Consider the following 24,747-nt stretch of genomic DNA (forward strand, 5'->3'; position numbering starts at 1 on the left):
GGCATATGGACACTCATGCCATTGTTGTCGGAGCCGGCCCGGCTGGCGCCGCTGCGGCTTATTGCCTGGCAGCGGCGGGGCTGCCGCTGATCTGGCTGGATCGGCCGGCCCATGCCCGCGCCAAGCCCTGTGCCGGTGGCCTGACGCCGAAGGCCCTGCGGCTGCTGCCGGCTGACCCCTCCTGCGTGGTGCGCGAGCGCACCCGTGAAGTGTTGATGAGCTGGCGTGGCTATCGCACCTCTTCGTTTCAGGCGGGCAGTGATCTCTGTCTGCTGACTCACCGGCCGGAATTCGATCGCTGGCATCGCCAGCAGGCTCAACAAGCCGGCGCCGAGTTGCTGCATTGCGATGCGCTGGTGGGCGTGCGCCAGCACGACGACGGTGTTGCCTTGACGGTGCGCCACGACGGCCAGCGGCACACCTACCGGGCGCCCTGGCTGATTGCTGCCGATGGTGCGCACAGCCCGGTGCGCCGCCTGGTCTGCGGGCAACCTGTGCAGGCACCGGCTATTGCTATCGAGGGACAAGTGGCAACGCAGGACTGTGTGCGTTGGCCTGCAATGCAGTTTGATTTCGGCACCGTGGCCGGCGGCTATGGCTGGCTGTTTCCGAAAGGCGATCACATCAACGTGGGGCTCTACAGCTGGCGCCAGGGCACCGGGCTCGGGCAGGCTACGCTGGCAGCTTATGCGCGCCGGCAACTGGGCACGGATCAACTGACGGCCGTGCAGGGTTTCCCCATCGCCACGCAGGGTGCGCAATTGCGGCTGACGGCGGGCCGCGTACTGTTTACCGGCGACGCGGCCGGGTTGGCCGAGCCGTTGCTGGGGGAGGGCATCTACGGTGCGCTGCTCAGCGGTCGGCACGCCGCGCTGGCGCTCATGGAGGCCGGGGATGCGGTGCAGCGCTATGAACAGCTGATGATGCCGTGGCGCCATGAATTGGCACGCACCCGGCAGCTGACGCGGTTGTTCTACGGCAGCTTGCCGCTGGCATTTGGCGCCCTGGTGCATGGCTTGCGCCGCCCGGTTACCACTGGCATGGCCGATGGGCTGACACTGATGCAGAGCTGGCAGCGTTGGCTGAAGCCCGCTGACCGGGCCAGTGATGGATGAAATCAGGAAGGTAAGGAAGGCCAGGAAAATCTGGAACGCTGGGAACGGCGGGCTGACACGGATCAAGCCCGAGTATGTCACGCCGTGGCGAGCTCGCCATGGGCAGAGCGGGCCACGCCTGGTAAGACTGGCGTGGCCGTAAGTCTGGCGCGGAGGCTCAGGCGCTGGCGGCTTTCTCGATCTTGCGCACCTTGCGGGTGAGGCTGTCGAGCTTGCGGTTCAGCGCGGCCATGTCCTCGCGAGTGGGCACGCCCAGCAGATCGACAGTGCGCTGGCGCAGGGTGTCCAGCGTGCCCTCGGCGGCGGCTTTACCCGTGCCGGCTGATTTCTGCCGCGCTTCACCGGCTTTGACCAACTCCTCGAACAGCGCGGTGCCGCGCTCGCTCAGGCGCGTGGTCACGCCACGAGCGGCCTTGCGGGCCTGCTCCAGCGCACGGGTCAATTCTTCGCGGGCTTGTTCCAGGCGTGCGTTGATACCCGCCAGGCTTTCCTTTTCGATCTCAGGCATTATTTTGCTCCTTGGGCAGTGTGTTCTTGGTCAGGCGTCCGGTTCCCGGTGCCGGCTCACAGGTGGGAGCACCCATGATCAGCCAGCAGTCTAGCGGGCCGACGGTGCGGCTCCGGGCATAGCTGTCGGACAATTGAACACAGGCCGCGTGCCTGGGCAGGAGAAGGGCGTCGATGACACAGCAGGCGATAGAGATTGAAACCGGGCGGGTAACGGGCTTGCGCCGCGAGCAGGGTATTACCGAGTATCGTGGCATCCCCTTTGCGGCGCCGCCAGTCGGCGCTTGGCGTTGGCGCGGGCCGCAGCCGGCTTTGCCCTGGTCTGGCGTGCGTGCAGCGGAGCGGGTTGCCATGCCGGCCTGGCAAGAGCGCAACCCGATGATGGGGGTGGATGAAATCGGCGATGATTGTCTGGCGGTGAACATCTGGGTGCCGGAAGGGGATGGCCCGTTTCCGGTGATGGTCTGGTTCCATGGCGGCGGTTACACCAGCGGCTCGCCATCGCAGCTGTTGTATCATGGTGCACGGCTGGCTGCCGCGCAGCAGGTGATTGTTGTCAATGCAGCCTACCGCCTGGGCGTGTGGGGCTATGGCTGTTTTCCCGAGCTTGAGGCAGACGGCAACCTTGGCTTGCGCGATCAGATCGCCGCATTGGCCTGGGTGCAACGCAACATTGCCGGCTTCGGTGGTGATCCACGGCAGGTGACTGTGTTCGGCGAGTCCGCAGGCGGTTTCAGCGTCGCCACATTGTTGGCGACGCCCGCCGCAGATGATCTGTTTCAGCGGGCAATCGTGCAATCCGGTTCGGCCGACATGGTGCTGGCGCCGGCAGAGGCGGAGGGTGTCAGCTGCCGCGTGGCGCAGGCTCTGCCCGCCGGCATGACGCTGATGGATGCCTCGGCACGGGATATCGTTAAAGCCCAGCGCGCTGCCTACAGTAGCCCGGTGCTGCGCGGATTGCGGCAAAGCACGCCAAGCCAGAGCATGGTGTTCATGCCGGTCGTCGATGGTGATTTGCTGCCCCGGCGGCCACTTGATGCCATTGCTGCCGGCTGCGCCCGCGACCGGGCAATCATGGCGGGTGTTTGCCGTGACGAATACCACTTGTTCCAGTACGCGCCGCCGTTCAACGGCGGCAAGCAGATGGCGGCGCTGCGGGAGGTGGCCGACGCTGCCATCTTCCGCCGCTTCATGCGGGCATTGCCGGAGCACGGCGAAGCCGCGTTCGTTCACTATCAAGAGCAGGTGACGCCAGACCCCCGCCGCTGCAACCTCGACTGGTTCAGCGCCATGGAGGGCGACAACCTGTTTCGCGTGCCGACACAGCGGCTGCTTGATGCGCAGCACAGCGCGGGCGGCCAGGCCTGGGCGTTCCAATTCACCTGGGAGGCGGAAATGTTGGGCGTGCCGCTAGGCGCCTGCCATGTGGTGGATGTGCCCTTTGTGTTCGGTATTACCGATACGCCGGTAGGGCAGCTGTTTACCGGCGGCGGCGAGCAGGCCGCGGCGTTGTCCCGCCGCGTGCAGCAGGCATGGGGCGATTTTGCGCGGGGTGAATCACCCGGCTGGGCGCCGTGGCCTGCCGGGGCGGAGCTGCTGGGCCGTGAGCAGGGCATGGCACCGATTCTGGACGAAGCGAGGGCGGCATTGTGGGAGCCGATCATTCCTGCGGGCGATCCCGCCGCCGGGGCTGGCGGGGCGCACACATAGACCAACGCCGGCGAAACGGTAGAATAGCGGCCCTGGACGTGTGGCCCTGAATGTGTGGAGAGGCAGTATGAGTAGTGTCGCGGAATTGATCGAGCGCAAGGTGCGAGAGGCGTTGCCTGTGGCACACTTGGAGCTTGAGAACGAAAGCCATCAGCACAGTGGCCCGGCGACCGATTCGCACTTCAAGCTGGTGCTGGTGTCCGACGCCTTCAGCGGCCTGCGCCTGGTGCAGCGGCATCAGAAAATCTACGCGCTGGTGGCGGAAGAGCTGGCGGGGCCGGTGCATGCACTGGCGCTGCACACCTTTACCCCGGAAGAATGGCAGGCTCGCGGCGCTGAAGCCGCTGATTCGCCAAACTGCCGAGGTGGTAGCCAGAGCAGCTGATATACCCGTCTTTCCGAGCGCCTGAACAGACCGAGTACACCATGAGCCAGATTGTTGTTGCCGCCCTCTACAAGTTTGTGCAGCTGGATGATTTTGAAGCACTCCAGGCCCCGCTGCGGGCCGAAATGGAGCGGATGGGCGTGCGCGGCACGCTGCTGCTGGCCAGGGAAGGGATCAACGGCACCATTTCGGGCACCCGCGCAGGCGTGGATGGTGTGCTGGGCTGGCTGCGCAGCGATGAGCGTTTCGCCACGCTTGAGCATAAGGAGTCATTGCATGCCGAGCATCCGTTCCTGCGCTCCAAGGTCAAGCTGAAAAAAGAAATCGTCACCATGGGCGAGGAGGGCATTGATCCACGTCATGTGGTGGGTACCTATGTGACGCCGGCAGATTGGAACGCATTGATTTCCGATCCCGAGGTGTTGCTGATTGATACGCGCAACGACTACGAATATGAGGTCGGTACGTTCAAGGGCGCGGTCAATCCCAACACCCGCAGCTTTCGGGAGTTTCCCGCCTATGTGCGGGCAAACCTGGATCCGGCCCGGCATCGCAAGGTGGCAATGTTCTGTACTGGCGGGATTCGCTGCGAAAAATCCACGGCGCTGCTCAAGCAGGAGGGGTTCGAGGAGGTCTATCACTTGCAGGGCGGTATTCTGAAGTATCTGGAAGAGGTGCCCCGCGACAGCTCGCTATGGGAAGGCGAGTGCTTCGTATTCGACGAGCGTGTGACGGTGGATCATGATTTGCAGCCGGGCAGCTACGATCAGTGCCATGCGTGCCGGCGCCCGATTTCCGAAGAGGAAAAGCAATCGGCGCAATATCAGCCGGGCGTGTCATGCCCGAAGTGCTTTGACAGCTCCACCGAGGAGCAAAAACAACGCTTTGCCGAGCGTCAGAAGCAAATAGAACTGGCCAGGCGCAAAGGTGTGCCGCACCGGGGCAGCAATCCGCGTGAGGCGAAGCAGGGCAGCAAAAGCGCCTGATAGCACGTCCACCCGTTAAGCACGGACTATTCGTGCCTCCCCTTAGTGCGCTCATAGTGCACTCACAGCGCCTGCGCTGGCGAGGGCTGCTCGCGTAACCAGGGTTTTCGTCGCGGCGTCATGATGGGCGCAGGCGCAAAGGCGATGCGCCTATACGGGCTGCCGGCTTTCACCGCGTGCGGTGGCTGGTGCATCGCATCCCGCCTGGCTTTGCCAGTCGGGCGCCAGACGGAAATGCAGCTGGCTGCGAGTGATGGTGCTGCTGCCGCTATAGACAAACATCAGCACCCAGATTCCCTGTAACGCCAGCAATACCGCCGGCTGCCAGAGCATTACCATGCCGCTGCGAATATCTACCGCCACGCCGGGGGCCGGCAGGATGATGCTGATCGCCAATGCCCACAGGCAGGCACCGAGCGCCATCGCCTGATAAACCGATACCTGTTTGTGCTGGCCGCGAAAATCCGCGCGCAAGGTTTCCGAATACAGGCGCCAGAGCTGGCTGCCAAGCAGCGCAAGCAGAAACGCCAGCACAAACTGCTGATAGAAAAACAGCGCCATGCTGGCCAATGCGAGCAAGGTATAAAACAAGCAGGTGATGGCCTGGATCGGCACCACTTTGCGGCCACCGAGGCCGCCCGCGAAGTGAATCTTCTTGGTTTCCCCTTCATATATCGGCGTATGCGGCGCCAGCCAGTTGCGGAGCGTCGGCGAGACCTGTTCCAGCGGCCTGCCGTAGCAGCAACCGAAGCTGATACAGCCCAACCGGCCGATGCCTTCACCGAGCACATAAGCAATCGCCATCGCGGCCAGCAGTGGCCATACCGGCAAGGCTGTCCCGAACCATGCCCGTGCCACATCATCCATGAGCCAGAGCAGAACAGGCGCGAGAATGATGCCGACAAAACTGGCGCCGCCGACGGTAAAGCCATGGGGGTTTTTTTCTACACGCGTGGCAATGATTTTGGCTGCTGGCAAGCAGGCCGCCAGCACACAGACGGTCAGCACCAGCATCACGCTCAGATCGGCGCCAGCCGAACCGGCCAGCAAGATAAAACAGGCCACGGCAATGGCGCCGGCGGTGGCACTGAAAAACCCGTAAAAGGTGAGATTAAGCCCTGACCAGCTGCCATCGGGCAGTTTTTTGCGCGGCAGCACCGCCAGAAACTGCCAGCGTGCGCCGGGCAATATGCGAAACAGCCAGCGATAGAGCAACAGCAATATAGCGCCGGCAGAGAGCAGAAACAGGTTAGCCACTAACGTAGGGGAGCCGTCCGGGATCATGCCTTCCCTCCATTCTTACCACCCGAGTTCATGCTCACAGCGTGGCCCCTGTTTCGGTCGATGTCGTGACACCGCGATGACAGGCTGATGAACGCTGGTGCGACAGGATGCGTCGCAGATGCCGTGCTGGAAGCATCCGCCTGCCGATGCTGCCAATGCTTCCCGGCGCGGCACGGATATAGTCCGGTGTTCGGATTTTCCGGTGGCTGCAAAGCGATGGGCCATTTTTAGCAGCACGCATTGGCGGGATCGGAATGGCAGGATCGGAATGGAAAGACACGACACCATAGTAATTGGCAGCGGCTTTGGCGGTGCTGTCATGGCGTTACGCCTGGCGCAGAAAGGCGCCCGCGTGTTGGTGCTGGAGCGAGGCCGGCGCTGGCAGCGAGAAACATTTCCCAGCCTGTCCGGCAAGGATTGGTGGTGGGACGAATCCGCGCCGCACCGACGTAACGGCTGGCTGGATTTTCGCTACTTTGGTGACATGAGCGTGGTGCAAGGCGCGGCAGTGGGCGGCGGCTCGCAGATCTATGCCAACGTCAGCATTCCGGCGCCGCCCGAGCGCTTCGAGCACGGCTGGCCAGCGGCGATCAGCCATGCGGCGCTGGTGCCGCATTATCAGCAAGTGGCGCGCATGATGAACGTGCAGTTGCTGCCGGAGAATCAGCTGACCGCCCGTACGCAGCTGATGCGCGATGCCGCCGCCGCCGTCGGCGCAGCAGATCGTTTCCGCCGTGTGCCGTTGGCTGTCACCTTTGATCCCGGATGGCACTACGGACTGGCGCAGCCATTTGACCACGCACGCTCGCGCACCTGGATCAATGCGCAGGGGCAACAGCAAGGCACTTGTATTCATTGTGGCAACTGCGATATCGGCTGCCCGGTGCTGGCCAAAAATACTCTCGATCTGAATTATCTCGCCGACGCAGAGCGGCTCGGGGCCGAGATTCGGCCGCTGCACCATGTGCGGTGTATCGAGCCGCTGCCGGAAGGCGGCTACCGGGTGACTGTGCATGATCTTGCCGCACAGCGTTTCCATACACTTGACGCAAAACGCGTGGTGATCGCCGCAGGCAGCATCGGTTCCACCGAGCTGCTGCTACGGTGCCGGGATCAATACCAGACGCTGCCCGCACTGAGCGGTCAATTAGGCAAGGGCTGGTTGAGCAATGGCGATTTTCTGACGCCCGCCTTCTATCCGGATCGTGACATTTCCCCATCGCGTGGGCCGACCATTACCGCCGCGATCGACTTTCTCGATGGCAGCGAAAATGGCGCACGCTTTTTTGTCGAAGACGGTGGTTTTCCCGATTTGCTGGCAAACCGCATGCTGCGGCGAAAGCGCTTTTTCCTGCGGCTGGCACCGATAGAGCGAAACCGCCTGGCGCAAGCGCTGGCGCGCATGCGCGGCAAGCGCGATCCGCTTTCACAGATGATGCCGTGGTTCGGGCAGGCGGTAGACGAACCGGGCGGGCGACTGTCACTGGGCCGGCGCTGGTACGCCCCCTGGCGGCGTGATCGTCTCAAGCTGGCCTGGGATTACCGAGCCGCCGAGCACGCCGTCGAGGAGCTGGTCAAGATGCATTCCCGTTTAAGCGCTGCGACGGGCGGCAGGGCGGTGATTCCGCCGACCTGGCGCTGGCTGCGCAACCTGGTAACACCCCATCCACTGGGCGGCTGCAAAATGGCTGACAGTGCAGCACAAGGGGTGGTGGATCACCGGGGAGAGGTCTTCGGTTATCCGAATCTGTTTGTCATGGATGGCGCGGTGGTGCCGGTCGCGTTGGGCCTGAACCCGTCACAGACTATTGCGGCGCTGGCCGAGCATGCGGCCACGGGCATCAACTGATCCGCGAACAAATGAAAAGGCCGCCAGTAAAGGCGGCCTTTGGCCGTGAACCGAGCGCCTCGCAGGGGGGATTTGAGGCGCAACGGCACATGGGCAGGATATCGTGTCACTCAACACCTTGCTATTGCGAGATGATGATCTCCACACGACGGTTCTGCTGGCGACCAGCGGCGGTCGAGTTGTCGGCAATCGGAAAATCCTTGCTCTTGCCTTCGGTGGTGATTCGGGCGCCACTGATGCCTTGCGACACAAGGTAGTTTTTCACCGAATCGGCACGTTCCTGTGACAGGCGGCGGTTGATGGCATCGCTGCCGGTGCTGTCGGTGTGCCCTTCGATCTGTACCGTGCGGTCGGTGTACTGGTTCATGAACTGTGCCAGGCGATTGAGGTTGCTGCGGGCGCCCGACTTGAGGTCGGATTTGCCCGTCTCGAACAATACATCGCCCAGCGTCACCACCATGCCGCGATCCGTTTCACGCGCATTGAGCTGTTCGCGCAGCATATCCGCCTCGCGGGTGCGGGCCTCCAGAATGGCCCGCTCGCGATCTTCACCCAGCTTGCTGACTTCATCATTGGCCAGGCGCCGTTCGGCTTCCGTGCGTGCCAGCTCGATGCGGTTGTTGGCCAGATAGATACGGTGGTTGATCTCCTCGCGATTGGCCCCTTCACGAATGGAGGTTTCGGCGGCGTTGACGGCGCGCTCGGCCTGCACGATTGCCACCGGCGCACGTGGGCTGAGTTGCGGGTCATTTTGCAGTGCCGTGAGGCGCTCGCGCACGGCGCTCATATCCGGGTCATCCGCCGGGTTGGACGCGCAGCCCACCATGGCGCTGCCGCCCAGGATCAGTGCCATCACTGCTGCTTTGCGAAAGGTCATCATGATCAGCGGCCTCCTGCGCTATGTCGAATTTCCTGCTGCAATGTTTCGATGCTCTTGCGCATCTGCTCAGCAGACTGCTTGGCCTTGGCGGTCTCGGATTTTGCCAGTGCCAGCTCGGCATCGGCGCGTGCCTGATCAGCCAACCGTGCAGCCTCTTCGTTGTCATGGTTGCTCATCGCACGCTGCGCTGCGTCCAGCTTTTCCCGTGCGCGCGTCAGGTCAACCTGACCTTCCAGTGGCACTTCCGCCGTCTGTGCTCGGTTGACGGCAAGCTCGGCAGCCTGAACCTTTTCTGTCGGGGGCGGCGCGCTTGCACAGGCGGCCAGGAAAAGCGCCGCTGCGGATAGCATGGCCAAGCGTGCGCATCTCACGTTCCTCATGGAAATCTCCTTGTGTGCGGGTAGTAAAAGGTCAGTACCGGGACAACCTCGGTTCAGATCAGAAAACCCTTTGCAGCGCGACGACGAACCGCGCCTGCTGCAAGCCTTCAGGCCCGCTCCGTGACAAACTGCGGAACGGGCGTACAGCGCCTGAAATATCAGGACATATTTCCATCCTAAGTGAAGGTGCGCAGGTGAAACAGATGGCCGTGTTTTATTTTACATGTGGCGTGCGCGGGCTGATTTCCAGCGCGCAATGTTGATACTTTGTGCTGTAAACAAGCAGCTTCGCTTGCGGCGGATGGGCGCGCCATGCCAGTGGGCTGCCGTATCGCGTCGGGAGAAAGAAAATCGGGGTTTCGTCCGGCGATCCGGCTGCCGGGCACCTTCCGCCAGACTATTTTCAGGCCCGGCCCAATATACGCTGACAGTGGCCCGGGCGCTGTGCCGGCGCAAGGCAGTGAGGAACGCTTGTTTTACATTGGCAGAGCCTTCATGGCGTGTTCGTACGTGGGCAGACGAGGCAAAAAGAGCGGAACGGGCGCACCAGAGCTGCTAGGCTTCAGTCTGGCCGCGCCCGAGTGGGGCAAGGCCAGGGGGCAGTATCGGATGACCGATCGGGAGGGGCACCGTGAGTGATACCAGGTTGTTCAATATTATTTTTCGCGGGCGTGTCCAGCAAGGTGCAGCGCCTGAGACGGTGCGTGCCAATCTGGCGCGCTTGTTTCGCATCTCGCCGGAAAAGGTCGAAGCCCTGTTCAGCGGGCAGCGAGTGGTGCTGAAAAAAGATGCGGATCAGGCGACCACGATGAAATTTCGCGCGGCGCTGAAGCAGGCGGGTGCGCTGTGCGAGGTGGAGCCTGTTGCCGCAGGGCCGTCGGTTACCGCCACAACCCCCTCGCCGGCTTCACAGGCGGCTACTGTTCCGGTCACTTCTCTCGACGCTTCTTCCAACGCATCTCCCACCACTCATTCGGCAACGCCGGATGCTATGGCTGCGCAGGGAGATGTGCAGATGGTGGGGACGGTGCGTACCGGGGGCGCTGGTTTTCAGGGGCGTTTTGAGGTGGCAGAACCGGGCGCCGCACTGATGGAGCAGCCGGTGGCACCGCCCCCGCCTGCGCCGGATACCGGCCACTTGAGCCTGGCGCCACCGGGCACGGAGCTGGGCGAGCTGCCCCGAGCGGCGGCCATTGCGGTCCCCGATGTGGGGCATCTGACACTGGCGCCGGCCGGCGCCGATCTCGGTAAGGATTAATCGTCGCTGGCGTCGGTTTCTTCCGGGGCATCCGGTGCATGGAAGTGCAGGAACAGCTCTTCCAGCAGATCCGGCAGCCCCATGGCCATCTGGCGAACCACTTTTTCGTCCTGCCACAGCGCATCCAGTTCGGGGTCTTCATCCAGCCCGGCAATCAGCACGAAGGGCAGCAGCAGGGTAGCCATCTGCTCTTCGTCGCTGGCGTACCAGCTTTCTTCCTGCATGAAGACACCGGCCATGAACCCGGCGCACCAGGCAGCGAGATCGTTACCTTCATCATCGGCATAGGGATCAAGGCGGCAGGGCAGCAGCACGCGCTCGCCTGCGCCCAGCGTTGCAGCGATGCGCTCCCGCAGGCTGGCCAGTGCCTCGACCACGGCCGGCGGCACTTCGGCATCTTCCTCGGCGTGGCAGATCTGCTGCCAGCCTGTTGGGGGCACGGGCCCGACCGCGGTGGCACAGAGTAGCCCGTGGGTTTCCACCCAGGTCAGTGCATCTTCGCCGGCTTGCTGAATGAAGGTGTCGATCTGCTTGCGCAGCGTGGGGTTATCAAGGGCGTCCATGAAATATCCTGCTGGGAGGCGGCTGGGAGAGTATGCCGCCGAGTATAGCGGGCGCCGGCCGTCAGTCCACTGCTACCAGCTGATTGCGGCCGCCGTGTTTGGCCTGATAAAGGGCGCGGTCGGCCCGTTGTGTCAACGTATCGGCCGTATCGCCGCGCCGGTAGCTGGCTAGCCCTGCGGAAAGAGTGACCTGAAACCCCGGCGTATCACCAAACCGTGTGGTGGCCAACCCCTGGCGCAGCCGGTCCAGCACCGCCTCGATATCCGGCGCCTTGCCATCCGTGAACAACACCACGAATTCTTCGCCACCGTAGCGAGCCAGCAGGTCGGAGCGTCGCAACGTCTGCCGGGCAGTCTCGGCAAAGCCGCGCAGCACCATGTCGCCGGCCTGATGCCCGTGGCGATCATTGATCTGCTTGAAGTGATCAAGATCAATCAGCGCCAGATGCAGCGCGCTGCCACTGCGTTCTGCCCGTGCAATTTCTTCGTCGAAGCGTTCGGTAAAATGCCGGCGATTGAACAGCCCGGTCAGCGGATCACGAATGGCCACCTCTTCAAGTTTTGCCATGGCCTCCTGAAGCTTCAGGTTGATCGCCTCAAGGTGGCGCTGCTGGGCCCGCAAGGAGGCGCGCTGCTGCTGATTGCGCTGTTGCAGATTGCGGATATGCCCTCCGACATACACAAACCAGAGCAGGCCCAGCAGCAGAATGCTGAGATGACCGAAAGAAATGCTGATGATCTTCGTCTGCGGCGCCTGCTGCCATTCCCAGGCTTCCAGGCTCGCGAAACACAGCAGTACAAATGCGGACATCAGGATCATGCGGTGGCGGCTGAGTGCGAACACCCCGAATGTCATCGCCATGAAATACACCGCGATCATGGCGCCGCGCAGCTCGCGGGAATAATGCAGCAAGGCGGTAATCAGGATAATGCCGACGATCATCTGCGGGGCCGTCAGGCTCGGGTCACTCCAGCGTTCCGATATGCCATGGCGAATGATCAGGAAAAACACCAGATTGGCCGCGAGCGTCGCGCCGAATAGCAGCCAGTGCGGGGTGTCCGGTTCGAAGAAACCAATGCGGATGCCCAGCAAGGTGGCGCCCCACACCAGCAAATAGGAATACACCGCCATGCGCTGTCGGCGCAGGCGCAGCATTCTGCGCTGATGATTATCCCCGAGCTGGAGGGCTTCCGGGTTCTGGTCGGGCTGGCGTGGCATGGCTGTCCATAAATCAGTGCGGCAAAGGCGGGCTGAGAGCATGGCGTCCAGACATTGCAGCGCTGCGATGGCCCAGCGTCGTGCCGGCAGGCTTCCCTGTGCGATAGTGATTATGTGCCCTGGTTCTCATAAACCCGTTTGTCATAAGGTGCCCCTTTTCGCTGGCCGGAGGCAATCCGTTTGCACCACTCTCTGCCGAGCGGTAGGCAGGGAGCGCCGGGTGATATCAGAACGGTATCACATATTGCTCCGGTTCCCGCTGGCAGCCGCCAAGCATGCAGCGCGCGCCCGAGCAATGGCCGTTTCGGTCAGAGTGTGCTGGGCGGTTAACAGGGCGCCTTGTGTGGCTGCCTGTGGCTATGTCAGCATCCTGTTCTCAAACGAGCGTTTAAACCTTGGTTGCACGCTCGTGCAGGATTGGGCCGAACCAGCAGGAGACGTGGCCATGAGCCAGGATCGACCATTTGATCTTTCCCTTACCGAAGAGCAGCGCATCACGCGACAGAGCATGCAGCGGTTTGCCGAACAGCAGCTGCGCAGTGTGGCGAGGCCGGCCGACGAAGCCGGTTGTGTGCCGGAGGGTTTTCTGGAGCGCACCACGGAGCTGGGCCTGGCATTATTGCCGGTGCCCGAGGCCCTTGGTGGCGCTGGCGAGCCGCGCTCGCCCATGTCCAACGTGCTGAATGCGGAAGATCTGGGCTACGGCGATGTTTCCCTGGCGCTGGCAACACTGGCACCACAGGGGTTCATCAACGCGATACTGGATTTTGGTGACGAGGCCCAGCAACAAGCCTTTCTGCCGCGTCTCGCTCAGGAACATTTCGTGGCCGCCACCGTCGCGTTGATGGAAAAACGCGCCACGTTCGAACCGGCGGAGCTGGCTACCCAGGCCGTTCGAGAGGGCGACGACTATGTACTGCGCGGCGAAAAACGCATGGTGATCCTCGGCAGCAGTGCTGAGCTACTGCTGGTAATTGCAGCGTTTGACGGCGTGCCCGCCGCGTTCGTCGTGGAGCGCGGTAGCGCGGGCCTGACCACGGCCAGCGAGGAATATATGGGTTTGCGGGCTGTGGACACCGCCACCGTGACGCTGGCTGATGTGCGCGTGCCGGCCAGCCACCGGCTGGCCAATTTTGATCTTGAGCGCCTGGTGGATTTGTCCCGGCTGGGCATCGCCGCGATCGCAGTCGGGTGCTGCCAGGCGGTACTCGATTACTGCATTCCCTATGTAAAGGAACGCAAGGCTTTCGGCGAGCCGATCGCCTGGCGGCAGTCGGTGGCGTTCACCGTCGCCGACATGGCCATCGAGCTGGAAGGCATGCGCCTGCTGGTGTGGCAAGCAGCCAGCCGCGCCGAGCAGGGCCTGCCGTTTCATCGCGAGGCGTATCTGGCGCGAGTGGCCTGTGCCGAGCGCGCCATGCAGATCGGCACCGACGGCGTGCAGCTGTTTGGCGGTGCCGGGTTCATCCGGGATTACCCGCTGGAAATGTGGTACCGCAACCTGCGCGCTGTGGGCGTGCTCGAAGGCGCGGCAACGGTGTGACAGGAGATCATCATGATTAATTTCGAGCTGCCGACCAAATTGCAGAATCTGCAAAAAATGAGCCACCAGGTGGCTGCGGGCATCTTCCGGCCGATTTCGCGCAAGTACGACAAGATCGAACACGGCCCGACACCGGAAGAGCTCAAGCCACTGGCCCAGATGCGCAATGCCATGCGCGGTACAAACGACGAGAAAGCCGATAAGAAAGGTGCATCCTCATCGGCTGCGGGCAGCCGTAATGGCGCCAACCTGGCGGGCATCGTGGCCGGCGAGGAGCTGTGCTGGGGTGATGTGGGCCTGCTACTGTCGGTGCCCGGTTCCGGCCTCGGCAATGCCGCGATCCAGGCCGTGGGCACGCCGGAGCAGAAAGAAAAGTTCGGCAAGCTATATTGCGCAATGGCGATCACCGAGCCAGGCGCCGGCTCCGACTCGGCGGCGATTGCCACCACGGCAGAGCTCGATGGTGACGAATGGGTGCTCAACGGCGAAAAGATATTCTGCACGGCAGGCGAGCGGGGCGATGCCATCGTGGTCTGGGCGACGCTGGACAAAAGCAAGGGCAAGGCAGCGATCAAATCGTTTATCGTGCCGCAAGGTGCGCCAGGCATGACGCTGACGCGTGTCGAGCAGAAGATGGGCCTGCGCATCTCCGATACGGCTGCACTGTCGTTCGATAATTGCCGCATTCCCAAGGAGAACATTCTCGGTTCCGCCGAGATAGCAGACACCGAAGCAGCGCGCCGGAAAGCGTTTGGTGGCGTGATGCAGACCTTCGACAGCACACGTCCGGCGGTTGCCGCGATGGCGCTGGGGCTGGCGCGGGCGGCACTGGAGATCACCCGCGAGCTGCTCGGCAAGGAAGGCGTACAAGCGGATTACAGTCGCACGCTGTATAACAGTAGCGCTATCGAGGCCGAGCTCTATCGCATGGAGGCCGATCTGGAGGCGGCGCGCCTGATGACCTTGAAAGCGGCCTGGATGGCGGACAACGGCCAGCCGAACTCGATGCATGCCTCGATGTGCAAAGCCAAGGCCGGGCGCATGGGGAATGATGTCACGCTCAAATGCGTGGAGCTGTGTGGCGAACTGGGGTACAGCGAGCAATATTTGCTGGAAAAATTCGCCCGTGACTCGAAGATCATCGACATTTTCGAGGGCACGCAGCAAATCCAGCAGTTGATCGTCGCACGCCATCTGATCGGGTTGTCGTCGCGAGAGCTGAAGTAGCGTGCCGGCCAACTGAAAGCCGCTCCTCTGGCGCCGGGCGGGCAGAGCTGTTTTGCTCGCCTGGCGCACGTCTGCCGGCTCTAGCCGCACGATGAAGATCTGCAAAAACAGGAGCAGCCAAAGCGATCAGGTCGCGGCCGGCGTCGGTCCTGTTTTCCTGGCGGGTGTCTCGAACCTGCTGCATCCGGTCTCCCTGTGTCCAGCCTCTCTATCTCCCATCTCGGCTGTATCTCATTTCTCCTGTGTCCGGTCTGGCTTGCGTCTGCCCTGGCCGCTTGCGCTCGCCTGTCCGGGCAGCCAAAGTGTGCCATTGCAGCTTTCAGGAGAGTTTGGCGATGAGTGGCAGGCAGGCATTTTCCGGCAAGGTAGTGTGGATCACCGGCGCGTCGAGCGGCATCGGCGAGGCGCTGGCAATCGCTTTCAGCCAGCAGGGCGCAACCGTAGTGCTCTCCGCCCGCAGGCGCGAGCAGCTCGAGCGCGTCAAAGCCATGCTGGCCGAGCCTGAGCGGCACATGATAGCGCCGCTGGATCTGACCGATTCCGATAGCTTGCCCGGCATCGTCGAGGAGGTGCTCGGCACCTGCGGCAAGGTGGATATTCTTGTCAACAATGGCGGCATCAGCCAACGCTCGCACGTGCGGGATACGGCCCTGGCCGTGGACAGGCGGGTGATGGAGGTGAATTTCTTTGGTGCCATCACGCTGACCAAGCTGCTGCTGCCGACGTTTCGTGCCGCAGGCGGTGGCCAGCTTGTGGTGATTTCCAGCCTGGTGGGCGAGCTGCCGACGCCGCTACGCTCCGCCTACTGCGCCAGCAAGCATGCGCTGCATGGCTGGTTCGAAGCGCTGCGCGCCGAGGAGCACGAGCACGGCTTGCGCCTGCTGATGGTGATGCCCGGTTTTATTCGCACCGAGGTGTCCGTCAACGCCATTACCGCCGACGGCGGCCAGCACGGCCAGATGGATGACTACCAGCAGCAGGGCATGGCGCCCGAGCAGTGCGCGCAGCGTATCATCCGTGCCGTGCAGCGAGGCCGCGAGCAGGTTATCATTGGCGGCCGCGAAACAGCCGGAATCTACCTCAAGCGGTGGTTCCCGTCGCTTTATCGCCAGGTGATCCGCCGCGTGCGTGTGACCTGATCCTTTTTTGCCCGATATTGCAGATTGCCCATGGCCACCGAAGACAACCCGCTATTGCCCCGGGAACGCACCGATTTCAACAAGCTGCAAAAACGATTGCGGCGCGAAACCGGCCGCGCCATTGCTGATTACAACATGATCCAGGACGGCGACAAGGTGATGGTGTGCCTGTCCGGCGGCAAGGATTCCTACACCTTGCTGGATATGCTGCGCTCGCTGCAACTGGCCGCGCCGGTGAAATTCGAGCTGGTGGCGGTCAATCTGGATCAGAAACAGCCGGGCTTTCCCGAGCATGTGCTGCCGGAGTATCTGGAACAGGAAGGCGTGGCCTACCATATTCTGGAACGGGATACCTATTCGATCGTGCGTGAGAAAACGCCGGAGGGTAAAACCACCTGTGCGCTGTGCTCGCGCCTGCGACGGGGTAATCTCTATGGCTTTGCCGAGGAGATCGGCGCCACCAAGATCGCCCTGGGCCACCATCGTGATGATCTGGTGGAAACGCTGTTTCTGAACATGTTTTACAACGGCAAGATGAAAGCCATGCCGCCGAAGCTGCGCAGCGATGATGGTCGCAATATGGTGATCCGGCCGCTGGCCTACTGCCGCGAAAAGGACATTGCGCGGTACGCTGAATACCGGCGGTTCCCGATCATTCCCTGCAATCTCTGCGGCTCGCAGGAAAACCTGCAACGGCAAGCGGTTAAAGCGATGTTGCAACAATGGGATCGCCAGTTTCCAGGGCGCATCGAGAGCATTTTCGCCGCCACGCAGAATATCGCGCCGTCACAGCTGGCCGATGGCCGCCTGTTTGATTTTGCCGGGCTAGAGGAAGGTTTCAGCAGGGCAGGGCCGGTGCAGACGCATCGGCTTGAGGTCGTCAATCTGTTTTCGTGAGTTCGCCGGGCGGGCGCTGACCTGACAGTCGGAGCGGACAATGAATTACCTGCCGGTTTTGGCTAGAATCGCCGCTCCCCCGCACCCGCATTGTCGGCGGGCTGTTTATTGTTTCGCTTCATTGACCGAAAGGGTAGCCACATTATGACCGATCGCATCAAGAAGGGCTCACTGGAGATCGCCACCGCGCTCCACGACCTGGTCGTCAACGAGATCATCCCTGGGACCGGTGTGGACCCGGAGCACTTCTGGGCAGAGCTTGAGCAGATCCTTGCCGACCTGGCGCCGAAGAACAAGGCGCTGCTGGCCAAGCGTGACGACATCCAGGCTCGCATCGACGCCTGGCACAAGGAGCGCAAGGGCCAGCCGTTTGACCAGGCCGAGTACAAGCGCTTCCTCGGCGAGATCGGTTATCTGTTGCCCGAGGGTGAGGATTTCCAGATCACCACGGAAAATGTGGACCCGGAAATCGCCACCATTGCCGGCCCGCAGCTGGTGGTGCCGGTGATGAATGCCCGCTACGCACTGAACGCAGCCAACGCACGGTGGGGCAGTCTCTACGATGCGCTGTACGGCAGCGATGTCATTGCGGATGACGGTGGCGCGGAGCGTGGTGGTGCCTACAACCCCAAGCGTGGCGCCAAGGTAATCGAGTACGCACGCAACTTCCTGGATGAAGCAGCGCCGCTGGCGTCCGGCTCGCACAAGGACGCCACCGGCTACCTCGTGCGCGATGGCCAGCTGGTGGTGAAAACTGCCGGCGGCGAAGTGGCACTGAAAGACCCGGCCCAGTTCGTCGGCTTCCGTGGTGATGCCGGTGCGCCGGAAGGTCTGCTGCTGCGCCGCAACAACCTGCACGTGGAAATCCAGATCGATGCCAGCCATCCGATCGGCGCGGAAGACAAGGCGCACGTGAAAGATCTGCTGATGGAATCCGCGATCACCGCGATCCAGGATTGCGAAGATTCTGTCGCCGCAGTGGATGCCGAGGACAAGGTGCTGGCATACCGCAACTGGACCGGCCTGATGAAAGGCGACCTGAAGGAATCTTTCGAAAAGGGTGGCCGCACCATGACTCGTGCGCTCAACCCCGATCGTGAGTACACCGCTGCCGATGGCAGCACACTGGTGCTGCCGGGCCGCTCGATGCTGCTGGTGCGCAACGTTGGCCACCTGATGACCAACAACGCAGTGCTGTTCAACGGCGAGGAAGTACCGGAAGGCATTCTCGACGGCATGGTGACCTCCCTGGCCGCCATGCACGATCTGAAGAAAGACGCCGGCGCGCGCAACAGCCGTGCAGGCTCCGTATATATCGTCAAGCCGAAAATGCACGGCCCGGAAGAAGCGGCGTTCGCCGTGGAGTTGTTCGAGCGCGTGGAAAAGGCGCTGGGCCTGCCGCGCAATACGCTCAAGATGGGCATCATGGATGAAGAGCGCCGCACCACGGTGAATCTGAAAGAGTGCATTCGGCAGGCAAAGGAGCGGGTGATTTTCATCAACACCGGCTTCCTCGACCGTACTGGCGACGAAATCCATACTTCCATGGAAGCAGGCCCGATGGTGCGCAAGGCAGACATGCGTGCGCAGCCCTGGATCGGCGCCTACGAAAACTGGAACGTGGATATCGGCCTGGCTGCCGGGCTCAAGGGCCGGGCACAGATCGGCAAGGGTATGTGGGCCATGCCGGATGAAATGAAAGGCATGATGGACACCAAGATCGCCCATCCGAAGGCCGGTGCAAACTGTGCCTGGGTGCCCTCGCCAACCGCAGCGACCCTGCACGCCATCCATTACCATCAGGTCAACGTGGCGGAAATCCAGGAGCAGCTGGCCAGCCGCGAGCGGGCTTCACTGGATGACATCCTGACCATTCCGCTGGCCACTGACACCAACTGGTCGGAAGACGAAATCCGCGCCGAGCTGGACAACAACTGCCAGGGCATCCTCGGCTATGTGGTGCGCTGGATCGATCAGGGCGTCGGCTGCTCGAAAGTGCCGGACATCAACAGCATCGGGCTCATGGAAGACCGCGCCACGCTACGGATTTCCAGCCAGCATATCGCCAACTGGCTCTATCACGGCATCTGCACCGAAGAGCAGGTGATGGAATCCATGCAGCGGATGGCAAAAGTGGTCGACGAGCAGAACGCCGGCGACCCGCTGTACCGCAACATGGCGCCGGATTTTGAAGGCAACGTGGCCTTCGAGGCGGCCTGTGAACTGGTGTTCGAAGGCCGGGCGCAGCCGAACGGTTATACCGAGCCGGTTCTGCACCGCCGTCGCCTGGAGGCAAAAGCCAAGTACGGCTGCTGATCCCGTCGGGCATCATTGCTCCGTCAAGAAGCCCCCTGCGGTGATCCCGCAGGGGGCTTTTTTGGTGATGCCGTCCTGAATAGAGCTGGTACCTCTCATGCGGTTTCGGGAGGAAGAAGAGATGAGTCAACGAGTTAAACGAACACAACGTGGCGACACCCGGCTTTTGAACAGGCGGTAGTCGATCAGGTAGAGCCTGCGCCTGCTGCGACGGTGGCCCTGCATCCGTAACCTGTCGAGCCCGGCCGCAACACGTCTCGCGCCAGCGCCGGTGCATCAAGCCATCAGTGCGTCGATATATCTGTGCGTCAACTTGTCGGGATAGCAAGTTATCAGAGCCGGAGGACCCATGCCGACTGGGCCGACTGGCGTGCGTCAGTCCAGCACATCGACACGAATCTGTATCGGTATGCTGCTCTGCTGCCGCGTATCGCTGTGATTGCCCAGTGTGCGCTGCTGTTGCGATTCATCGCCGCCGAGATAGCCCAGGCTGCGCCACTGGCCGGGGGGAACAATCAGCGTGGTGCTGGTGCGCTGGACGCTAATCTCGCCGTCGGCCTGCCGGGCATCGTGCCGTTGGCGCACTTGTACGCGGATATCACCGTCCGGCTGGCGCCGGGGCGTGACTTCAAGGCCCTGGAGCAACGGCAGCAGCGTGGTGTTGGCAAGCCAGCCGCCGGTAATCGCGATCAGGCTGCCCCGGTCGATGAAGGCGTCATGGCCATCCAGCGTGGTGATGCTGTAATGCTGGTTGCTGCTGCGGCTGTCGTGCTCGCCAATGATCCGCACATTACCTTGCAGCCCACCGGGGTAATGCACCGAGCCACTGCTCTGGATGCCGCTTTGCTGCCGCTGGCTGTCTTCGCTGCGCCGCAGGCTGATGCGCAGGCTGCGTGGCGGAGTGTCGATCTCGGCCAGCAACGCCACGATTTCTGCATAATTTTCCGGTGTGGTGCGCACCACCAGCCGGCCCTGATAGGGCACCACGGTGCCGCCTTCCGGCAGCAGCGGGCGCAGCACCTGAGCCACACTGTCGCCATTGAGCGTATCGAGCACATAGGTGCGCAATTGCGCACTGGCGGCCCCGGCCAGGCAAAGCAGCAGTAGCGCCAGCATCGGTCGGCGCAGACAGCGCAACAGCGGCATGTGATTCTCCTTGTGCATCAAAGGCTATTCATGGCGACTTGCCTGAAACGGCGCGCCGGAGACAGCAAGTGCAAGCCTGGCAAAGAGGTCATCCGGCAAGCATATCCGTTATCATGCCGGCCGTTCATCCATGGAGAACATATCGTGTTCGGAAACAGCCCCGAAGTGGTGACCAATCAGGACGGGCCGCACCCGAATCTGGCCGAGGTGGTGAGCCGTCATCTGTTGACGCAGTGGCAGGCGCCTGTGGCTGCGCATACACAACAGGCGTTTCAGCAGGCCGCCCGGTGGCGGGCTGAACAGGGCAGTGCGCGTCCGTTGATCCTGGACAGCGGCTGCGGCACCGGGCGCTCCAGCATCTGGCTGGCCGGGCAGCACACCGACGCACTGGTGATCGGCCTGGATCAGTCGGCCGACCGGCTGCGCCGGGGCAGTGCGAGGTTTGCACCGCTGCCGCCAAATTTGCTGTTGTTGCGCGCCGAGGCGGCGGGCTTCTGGCGTCTGATGGCGGCGGCAGGCTGGCGGTTGCAGGCACACTGGCTGTGTTACCCCAACCCCTGGCCGAAAAGCGCTCACCTGCGCCGGCGCTGGCACGGCCACCCGGCATTTCCCGTGTTGCTGTCATTGGGTGGCGAATTGCGCTTGCGTAGCAATTGGGCGCTCTATTTGCAGGAAATGCACCAGGCGCTGGCGATAGCCGGGGTGCAAAGTGTCATTCGGCCGTTGCCGGGCAACATCGAGCCGATCACGGATTTCGAACAGAAATATCTGGCCAGCGGCCATCGACTGGTGGAACTGGTGGCGGTTACCACAAACGCTATTTTTATAGATGAAGCTGACGCAACTGCGGCTCAGGCTGACCCCGCTCCCAGCGCTCGTTGAAATCACGCAGCAGGGTGCGTGCCGGCAGTGCCGCATCCGCACAGGCGTAGCCAGCGGTGTACCGGCGAAACTGTGGCCGCCAGACCAGGGTGCGTTGATCGGCCAGCAGCCAGCAGGCCGGCGCCTGATCCTCCGGCTGCGCTCGCAGCAGCTGCACATAGCTGGGCAGGCGGCGAGCGAGGGTGATGAAGCGGTGGCTGCCGTGGGTATTGTCGGCGCTATTGAGCAAGAGCCGTATCCGGGCGTGGCGGCTTTGCAGCAGAAACGCTTGCAGGGCTGCACAAATACCGGCATCGCTCAACACGGCAGGATCAAGATCAGGCGCCTGGATCACCAGCTCGCGGCGGGCAGAGGCAATCGTCAGGCGGCTCGCCGCGACAAATTCCGGCAGGTTGTCCAGCGGGTGGCGCTGCATGTCGCCGGCTTGCGGCCAACTTTCCGGCAGCAGCGCCATGGGGCTCAGCTCAGCGCTTTGAACATCTGCCGGTGGGGGATATCCGCTTCCAGAAAGATCCCTCCGGTGACAGAAAATCCGGCGGCCTCATAAAAGCTGGTGGCGTGGGTCTGTGCGTGCAGGAAGATTTCGTCCCGCCCCTGAGCGCGGGCCTCTTCTTCTGCGGCGATCAGCAGCGCCTTGCCAATGCCTTGATTGCGGTGCTCGCTGAGCACGGACAGCCGGCTCATCTGCCCGCTGGGCAGCAGGCGGATGCAGCCAATGGCTTCACCGTGGCCGTCTTTGGCGAGAAAGTGCACGGATACCGCATCCTGGTCGTCCCATTCAAGCGCTTCGGGCACACGCTGTTCGCGAATGAAGACACGCTCACGGATGGCGCGCAGTGCGGCTTCATCCTCATCCCAGGTGGTTTTGATCACGGTAAATGCCATAGCTGCCTCACTGGCCGTCAAAGGGCTCACGGAGTGCGACGAAATAGCCCTGTTCAATCCATTCATGAAGTAATGCCCGTCCATTGGTGTCGAGAAGAGGGTGCAACGTAGCAGCACTGTAGAGACGCCGGCTGGCCAGATAAGTGCCCAGCGGCATTGTTTCAAGGGATAACGGCCAGTGCTCGCCGTTGATCCACAGCCCCGTGGCATCCATCACCAGGCGCGTGCTGCCATGCCGCACCAGGCTTGCATGTGGTGCAGCGCCGCGAATGTGCCCGCTATCCACTTCAAAATCAAGCGCCGACACACGCGGCTCGCTCAGCAATTGACCGATCGCTTGTTGAGTTGCTTTCGAGGTAATTAACGCAAGCGCCTGTTCACAAAGCCTTTTCGCATCGGTTTCATCCAGGCGGCCCGGCTCGGAGGTCACAGTGCGCCCGATGTCTTGAAACAATTGCTCCGGCATGTCTGCCAGCGCTTCGTCGGTGATGCGTGCCAGCACCTCGCCCAGATGAGGCGCTCGAAAGCCGACCGACCAGGTTACGCAATCGTCGTCTTCGGCCACGCCGTAGTGCGCGACGCCAGGCGGGATGTAGAGCACATCGCCCGGCCCGAGCAGATGCTCTTCGAGCACCGGCATGTCCGCCAGCAGCTTCAGGCTGTCGTGCGGCTGAAGGGCGGTTTGCTCATCGCAGTGCGGGCCGATTTTCCAGCGACGCTGGCCGCTGGCCTGGATCAGAAAGACATCATACTGATCAAAGTGCGGGCCGACGCTGCCGCCGCGCACGGCGTAGCTGATCATCACATCTTCCAGCCGCCAGCCGGGCAGAAAGGTGAAGCTGTCCAGCAGCAGCGATACGTCCGTGAGGCAGTGATCGACCGATTGCACCAGCAGCGTCCAGTCCTGCTCGGGCAGGGCTTGGAAGTCGGCTTCCGAGAACGGGCCATGGCGCACAGACCAGGGGCCGCTGCCGGCGCCTTCGATAATGCGCGATTCCACACATTCTTCCAGCGCCAGCCCGGCCAGCGTGTCAGGATCCGGCCGGGTGAGCCCGCCGGCCGCACCCCGCGCCAATAGTGGCTTTTGCTGCCAGTAGTCGCGCAGAAACGCTTCCGCCGGCAAAGGCAGGGTGAAGTGCGGCAGGTCTGTCATATCAGATATCCCGCGCTTGGCTCGGTGCATTGCCGATATAGCTGGCGGGTGTCATCGCTTTCAGACGCTCTTTGGCGTCGTCGGGTATGGCCAGCCCGTCGATGAATTCTGCCAGCGTCTCCTGCGTGATGGCCTTGCCGCGGGTCAGTGCCTTCAGCTTTTCATAGGGCTGCTCAATACCATAGCGGCGCATCACCGTCTGGATCGGCTCGGCCAGCACTTCCCAGGCGTTATCGAGATCTTCTTGCAGGCGGGCACGGTTCACTTCCAGTTTGCCCAGGCCTTTCAAGGTGGCTTCATAGGCGATCAGGCTGTGGCTCAGGCCGACGCCCACATTGCGCAGTACGGTGGAATCGGTGAGATCTCGCTGCCAGCGGGAGATCGGCAACTTGCCCGCCAGATGGTCCATGATCGCGTTGGCAAGACCGAGGTTGCCCTCGGAGTTCTCGAAATCGATCGGGTTCACTTTATGCGGCATGGTGGAGGAGCCTACCTCACCTTCCACCGGGCGTTGCTTGAAATAGCCCAGCGAGATATAGCCCCAGATATCCCGGTTGAGATCCAGCAAAATGGTATTGAAGCGCATCAGTGCGTGGAAATATTCGGCGATGCAGTCGTGTGGCTCGATCTGTGTGGTGTAAGGGTTGAAGGTGAGATCCAGTCCTTCTACAAACGCCTTGGCAAGTGCCGGCCAGTCTACGTCCGGGTAGGCGGCCAGGTGCGCGTTGTAGTTGCCGACGGCGCCGTTTGCCTTGCCCATCAATTGCACCGCAGCGAACTGTTCGCGCTGGCGTTGCAGGCGTGCAACGACGTTGGCCAGCTCCTTGCCCAGTGTAGTCGGCGAGGCAGTCTGGCCGTGCGTGCGTGACAGCTGCGGCTGGTCGGCATACTGGTGCGCGGTGCGGCGCAGCTGCTCGATCAGGCGATCCATCACCGGCAGCAGCTCTTCACGCGCATTGGTGAGCATCAGGCTGTAGGCGAGATTATTGATGTCTTCCGAGGTGCAGGCGAAATGCACGAACTCGCTGATGGCCACCAGCTCCGGCACTTCGGCAAGACGTTCCTTGATGTAATACTCGACGGCTTTGACGTCATGATTGGTGGTGCGCTCGATTTCCTTGACGCGTGCGGCCGCCGTCATGTCGAACTTGTTGGTGACCTGGCGCAGCAGGTAGGCAGCATCGGCGCTGATCAGCGGCACCTCGGGGATCTCACGGGTCTTCACCAGTGTTTCCAGCCAGCGTATCTCGACCATCACACGGTAGCGGATCAGGCCGTATTCGCTGGTAATCAGGCGCAAGGCATCACACTTGCTGGCATAGCGGCCGTCGACCGGAGAAATGGCGGTCAGCGTATCGAGGGTGGGCATGGCATCTCCTGCACATCAGGGCGAAATCAGGCGCGCATGATACATGATTCGGGC

General features: G+C 62.3%; 23 protein-coding genes. 12 read left to right on the forward strand and 11 right to left on the reverse strand.

The features are described 5' to 3' along the window. Positions 1–5 precede the first annotated feature (5 nt). Entirely contained in the window at positions 6–1,115 is a 1,110-nt protein-coding gene (locus MU846_RS00885) for an NAD(P)/FAD-dependent oxidoreductase (protein WP_246947318.1), read from the forward strand. 157 nt (positions 1,116–1,272) lie between these two features. Here MU846_RS00885 and MU846_RS00890 read toward each other — a convergent pair whose 3' ends face one another. Beyond that, positions 1,273–1,623, reverse strand: a complete 351-nt coding sequence (locus MU846_RS00890) for a phasin family protein (protein ID WP_246947321.1) — start codon at positions 1,621–1,623, stop codon at positions 1,273–1,275. Positions 1,624–1,796: 173 nt separating this feature from the next. On the opposite strand from MU846_RS00890, the gene MU846_RS00895 reads away from it, so the two are divergent. The 3 genes from MU846_RS00895 (at position 1,797) to trhO (ending at position 4,703) form a co-directional block, all read left to right on the forward strand. Continuing rightward, positions 1,797–3,332 (forward strand): carboxylesterase/lipase family protein, encoded by a 1,536-nt coding sequence (locus tag MU846_RS00895; RefSeq protein WP_246947322.1) that lies wholly within the window; start codon positions 1,797–1,799, stop codon positions 3,330–3,332. 67 nt (positions 3,333–3,399) lie between these two features. Then, positions 3,400–3,717 carry a BolA family protein gene (locus MU846_RS00900; protein WP_246947324.1) on the forward strand — a complete coding sequence of 106 codons (318 nt, stop codon included), beginning with the start codon at positions 3,400–3,402 and terminating at the stop codon, positions 3,715–3,717. 41 nt (positions 3,718–3,758) lie between these two features. Then, the gene (trhO, locus tag MU846_RS00905) at positions 3,759–4,703 is read left to right on the forward strand and encodes an oxygen-dependent tRNA uridine(34) hydroxylase TrhO (RefSeq protein WP_246947326.1); all 945 of its coding nucleotides are present in this window, start codon (positions 3,759–3,761) and stop codon (positions 4,701–4,703) included. A 150-nt stretch (positions 4,704–4,853) separates the two neighbouring features. Here trhO and MU846_RS00910 read toward each other — a convergent pair whose 3' ends face one another. Further along, complete coding sequence (locus MU846_RS00910) at positions 4,854–5,987, reverse strand: prolipoprotein diacylglyceryl transferase family protein (protein WP_246947328.1); 1,134 nt, start codon at positions 5,985–5,987, stop codon at positions 4,854–4,856. A gap of 268 nt (positions 5,988–6,255) precedes the next feature. On the opposite strand from MU846_RS00910, the gene MU846_RS00915 reads away from it, so the two are divergent. Next, the gene (locus tag MU846_RS00915; protein WP_246947330.1) at positions 6,256–7,836 is read left to right on the forward strand and encodes a GMC oxidoreductase; all 1,581 of its coding nucleotides are present in this window, start codon (positions 6,256–6,258) and stop codon (positions 7,834–7,836) included. A gap of 121 nt (positions 7,837–7,957) precedes the next feature. Here the strand turns inward: MU846_RS00915 and MU846_RS00920 are convergent, their stop codons facing one another. Further along, positions 7,958–8,716: an OmpA family protein gene (locus MU846_RS00920; protein WP_246947332.1), complete on the reverse strand. Its 759-nt coding sequence runs from the start codon at positions 8,714–8,716 to the stop codon at positions 7,958–7,960. Positions 8,717–8,718: 2 nt separating this feature from the next. Continuing rightward, positions 8,719–9,096 carry a DUF4398 domain-containing protein gene (locus tag MU846_RS00925; RefSeq protein WP_246947334.1) on the reverse strand — a complete coding sequence of 126 codons (378 nt, stop codon included), beginning with the start codon at positions 9,094–9,096 and terminating at the stop codon, positions 8,719–8,721. 631 nt (positions 9,097–9,727) lie between these two features. Between MU846_RS00925 and MU846_RS00930 the strand changes: the two genes are divergently transcribed. Beyond that, a complete protein-coding gene (locus tag MU846_RS00930; protein ID WP_246947336.1) occupies positions 9,728–10,354 on the forward strand; it encodes a hypothetical protein in 627 nt (208 codons plus the stop codon). Here the strand turns inward: MU846_RS00930 and MU846_RS00935 are convergent. Further along, complete coding sequence (locus MU846_RS00935; protein ID WP_246947338.1) at positions 10,351–10,917, reverse strand: YecA/YgfB family protein; 567 nt, start codon at positions 10,915–10,917, stop codon at positions 10,351–10,353. The two genes, MU846_RS00930 and MU846_RS00935, sit on opposite strands and share 4 nt — an antisense overlap. A gap of 61 nt (positions 10,918–10,978) precedes the next feature. Then, a complete protein-coding gene (locus MU846_RS00940) occupies positions 10,979–12,136 on the reverse strand; it encodes a GGDEF domain-containing protein (RefSeq protein WP_246947340.1) in 1,158 nt (385 codons plus the stop codon). 445 nt (positions 12,137–12,581) lie between these two features. Between MU846_RS00940 and MU846_RS00945 the strand changes: the two genes are divergently transcribed. From MU846_RS00945 to MU846_RS00965, 5 genes are all read left to right on the forward strand, one after another. Next, on the forward strand, positions 12,582–13,679 hold the full coding sequence (locus MU846_RS00945) for an acyl-CoA dehydrogenase family protein (protein WP_246947342.1): 1,098 nt from the start codon (positions 12,582–12,584) through the stop codon (positions 13,677–13,679). A gap of 12 nt (positions 13,680–13,691) precedes the next feature. Then, positions 13,692–14,906: an acyl-CoA dehydrogenase family protein gene (locus tag MU846_RS00950; RefSeq protein ID WP_246947344.1), complete on the forward strand. Its 1,215-nt coding sequence runs from the start codon at positions 13,692–13,694 to the stop codon at positions 14,904–14,906. A gap of 335 nt (positions 14,907–15,241) precedes the next feature. Continuing rightward, on the forward strand, positions 15,242–16,045 hold the full coding sequence (locus MU846_RS00955; protein WP_246947346.1) for an SDR family oxidoreductase: 804 nt from the start codon (positions 15,242–15,244) through the stop codon (positions 16,043–16,045). A 30-nt stretch (positions 16,046–16,075) separates the two neighbouring features. Further along, positions 16,076–16,942, forward strand: coding sequence for a tRNA 2-thiocytidine(32) synthetase TtcA (ttcA, locus tag MU846_RS00960; protein WP_246947349.1), 867 nt, complete (start codon positions 16,076–16,078; stop codon positions 16,940–16,942). 144 nt (positions 16,943–17,086) lie between these two features. After that, positions 17,087–19,258 (forward strand): malate synthase G, encoded by a 2,172-nt coding sequence (locus MU846_RS00965; RefSeq protein WP_246947350.1) that lies wholly within the window; start codon positions 17,087–17,089, stop codon positions 19,256–19,258. A gap of 375 nt (positions 19,259–19,633) precedes the next feature. On the opposite strand, the gene MU846_RS00970 is transcribed toward MU846_RS00965, so the two are convergent. Further along, positions 19,634–20,404, reverse strand: coding sequence for a secretin N-terminal domain-containing protein (locus MU846_RS00970; protein WP_246947352.1), 771 nt, complete (start codon positions 20,402–20,404; stop codon positions 19,634–19,636). Positions 20,405–20,548: 144 nt separating this feature from the next. Here MU846_RS00970 and trmB point away from each other — a divergent pair, with 144 nt between their 5' ends. Next, on the forward strand, positions 20,549–21,286 hold the full coding sequence (gene trmB / locus MU846_RS00975) for a tRNA (guanine(46)-N(7))-methyltransferase TrmB (protein ID WP_246947354.1): 738 nt from the start codon (positions 20,549–20,551) through the stop codon (positions 21,284–21,286). Here the strand turns inward: trmB and MU846_RS00980 are convergent. From MU846_RS00980 to purB, 4 genes are read right to left on the reverse strand one after another with little or no spacing between them, the layout of a single operon-like run. Next, the gene (locus tag MU846_RS00980) at positions 21,228–21,740 is read right to left on the reverse strand and encodes a DUF7931 domain-containing protein (protein WP_246947356.1); all 513 of its coding nucleotides are present in this window, start codon (positions 21,738–21,740) and stop codon (positions 21,228–21,230) included. The genes trmB and MU846_RS00980 overlap by 59 nt on opposite strands. Before the next feature lie 5 nt (positions 21,741–21,745). Beyond that, the gene (locus MU846_RS00985; protein WP_246947358.1) at positions 21,746–22,171 is read right to left on the reverse strand and encodes a GNAT family N-acetyltransferase; all 426 of its coding nucleotides are present in this window, start codon (positions 22,169–22,171) and stop codon (positions 21,746–21,748) included. A gap of 7 nt (positions 22,172–22,178) precedes the next feature. Then, positions 22,179–23,324, reverse strand: coding sequence for a JmjC domain-containing protein (locus MU846_RS00990; protein WP_246947359.1), 1,146 nt, complete (start codon positions 23,322–23,324; stop codon positions 22,179–22,181). Between the two features lies 1 nt (position 23,325). Next, on the reverse strand, positions 23,326–24,693 hold the full coding sequence (gene purB / locus MU846_RS00995; protein ID WP_246947360.1) for an adenylosuccinate lyase: 1,368 nt from the start codon (positions 24,691–24,693) through the stop codon (positions 23,326–23,328). Positions 24,694–24,747: the final 54 nt, after the last annotated feature.

The sequence above is a fragment of the Alcanivorax quisquiliarum genome, from assembly GCF_023051175.1.
GTDB lineage: Bacteria > Pseudomonadota > Gammaproteobacteria > Pseudomonadales > Alcanivoracaceae > Isoalcanivorax > Isoalcanivorax quisquiliarum.

Coding starts and splice junctions, on each gene's coding strand:
- MU846_RS00885 (WP_246947318.1), top strand. CDS start 6: ATGGACACTCATGCCATTGTTGTCGGAGCCGGCCCGGCTGGCGCCGCT.
- MU846_RS00890 (WP_246947321.1), bottom strand. CDS start 1,623: ATGCCTGAGATCGAAAAGGAAAGCCTGGCGGGTATCAACGCACGCCTG.
- MU846_RS00895 (WP_246947322.1), top strand. CDS start 1,797: ATGACACAGCAGGCGATAGAGATTGAAACCGGGCGGGTAACGGGCTTG.
- MU846_RS00900 (WP_246947324.1), top strand. CDS start 3,400: ATGAGTAGTGTCGCGGAATTGATCGAGCGCAAGGTGCGAGAGGCGTTG.
- trhO (WP_246947326.1), top strand. CDS start 3,759: ATGAGCCAGATTGTTGTTGCCGCCCTCTACAAGTTTGTGCAGCTGGAT.
- MU846_RS00910 (WP_246947328.1), bottom strand. CDS start 5,987: ATGATCCCGGACGGCTCCCCTACGTTAGTGGCTAACCTGTTTCTGCTC.
- MU846_RS00915 (WP_246947330.1), top strand. CDS start 6,256: ATGGAAAGACACGACACCATAGTAATTGGCAGCGGCTTTGGCGGTGCT.
- MU846_RS00920 (WP_246947332.1), bottom strand. CDS start 8,716: ATGATGACCTTTCGCAAAGCAGCAGTGATGGCACTGATCCTGGGCGGC.
- MU846_RS00925 (WP_246947334.1), bottom strand. CDS start 9,096: ATGAGGAACGTGAGATGCGCACGCTTGGCCATGCTATCCGCAGCGGCG.
- MU846_RS00935 (WP_246947338.1), bottom strand. CDS start 10,917: ATGGACGCCCTTGATAACCCCACGCTGCGCAAGCAGATCGACACCTTC.
- MU846_RS00940 (WP_246947340.1), bottom strand. CDS start 12,136: ATGCCACGCCAGCCCGACCAGAACCCGGAAGCCCTCCAGCTCGGGGAT.
- MU846_RS00945 (WP_246947342.1), top strand. CDS start 12,582: ATGAGCCAGGATCGACCATTTGATCTTTCCCTTACCGAAGAGCAGCGC.
- MU846_RS00950 (WP_246947344.1), top strand. CDS start 13,692: ATGATTAATTTCGAGCTGCCGACCAAATTGCAGAATCTGCAAAAAATG.
- MU846_RS00955 (WP_246947346.1), top strand. CDS start 15,242: ATGAGTGGCAGGCAGGCATTTTCCGGCAAGGTAGTGTGGATCACCGGC.
- ttcA (WP_246947349.1), top strand. CDS start 16,076: ATGGCCACCGAAGACAACCCGCTATTGCCCCGGGAACGCACCGATTTC.
- MU846_RS00965 (WP_246947350.1), top strand. CDS start 17,087: ATGACCGATCGCATCAAGAAGGGCTCACTGGAGATCGCCACCGCGCTC.
- MU846_RS00970 (WP_246947352.1), bottom strand. CDS start 20,404: ATGCCGCTGTTGCGCTGTCTGCGCCGACCGATGCTGGCGCTACTGCTG.
- MU846_RS00980 (WP_246947356.1), bottom strand. CDS start 21,740: ATGGCGCTGCTGCCGGAAAGTTGGCCGCAAGCCGGCGACATGCAGCGC.
- MU846_RS00985 (WP_246947358.1), bottom strand. CDS start 22,171: ATGGCATTTACCGTGATCAAAACCACCTGGGATGAGGATGAAGCCGCA.
- MU846_RS00990 (WP_246947359.1), bottom strand. CDS start 23,324: ATGACAGACCTGCCGCACTTCACCCTGCCTTTGCCGGCGGAAGCGTTT.
- purB (WP_246947360.1), bottom strand. CDS start 24,693: ATGCCCACCCTCGATACGCTGACCGCCATTTCTCCGGTCGACGGCCGC.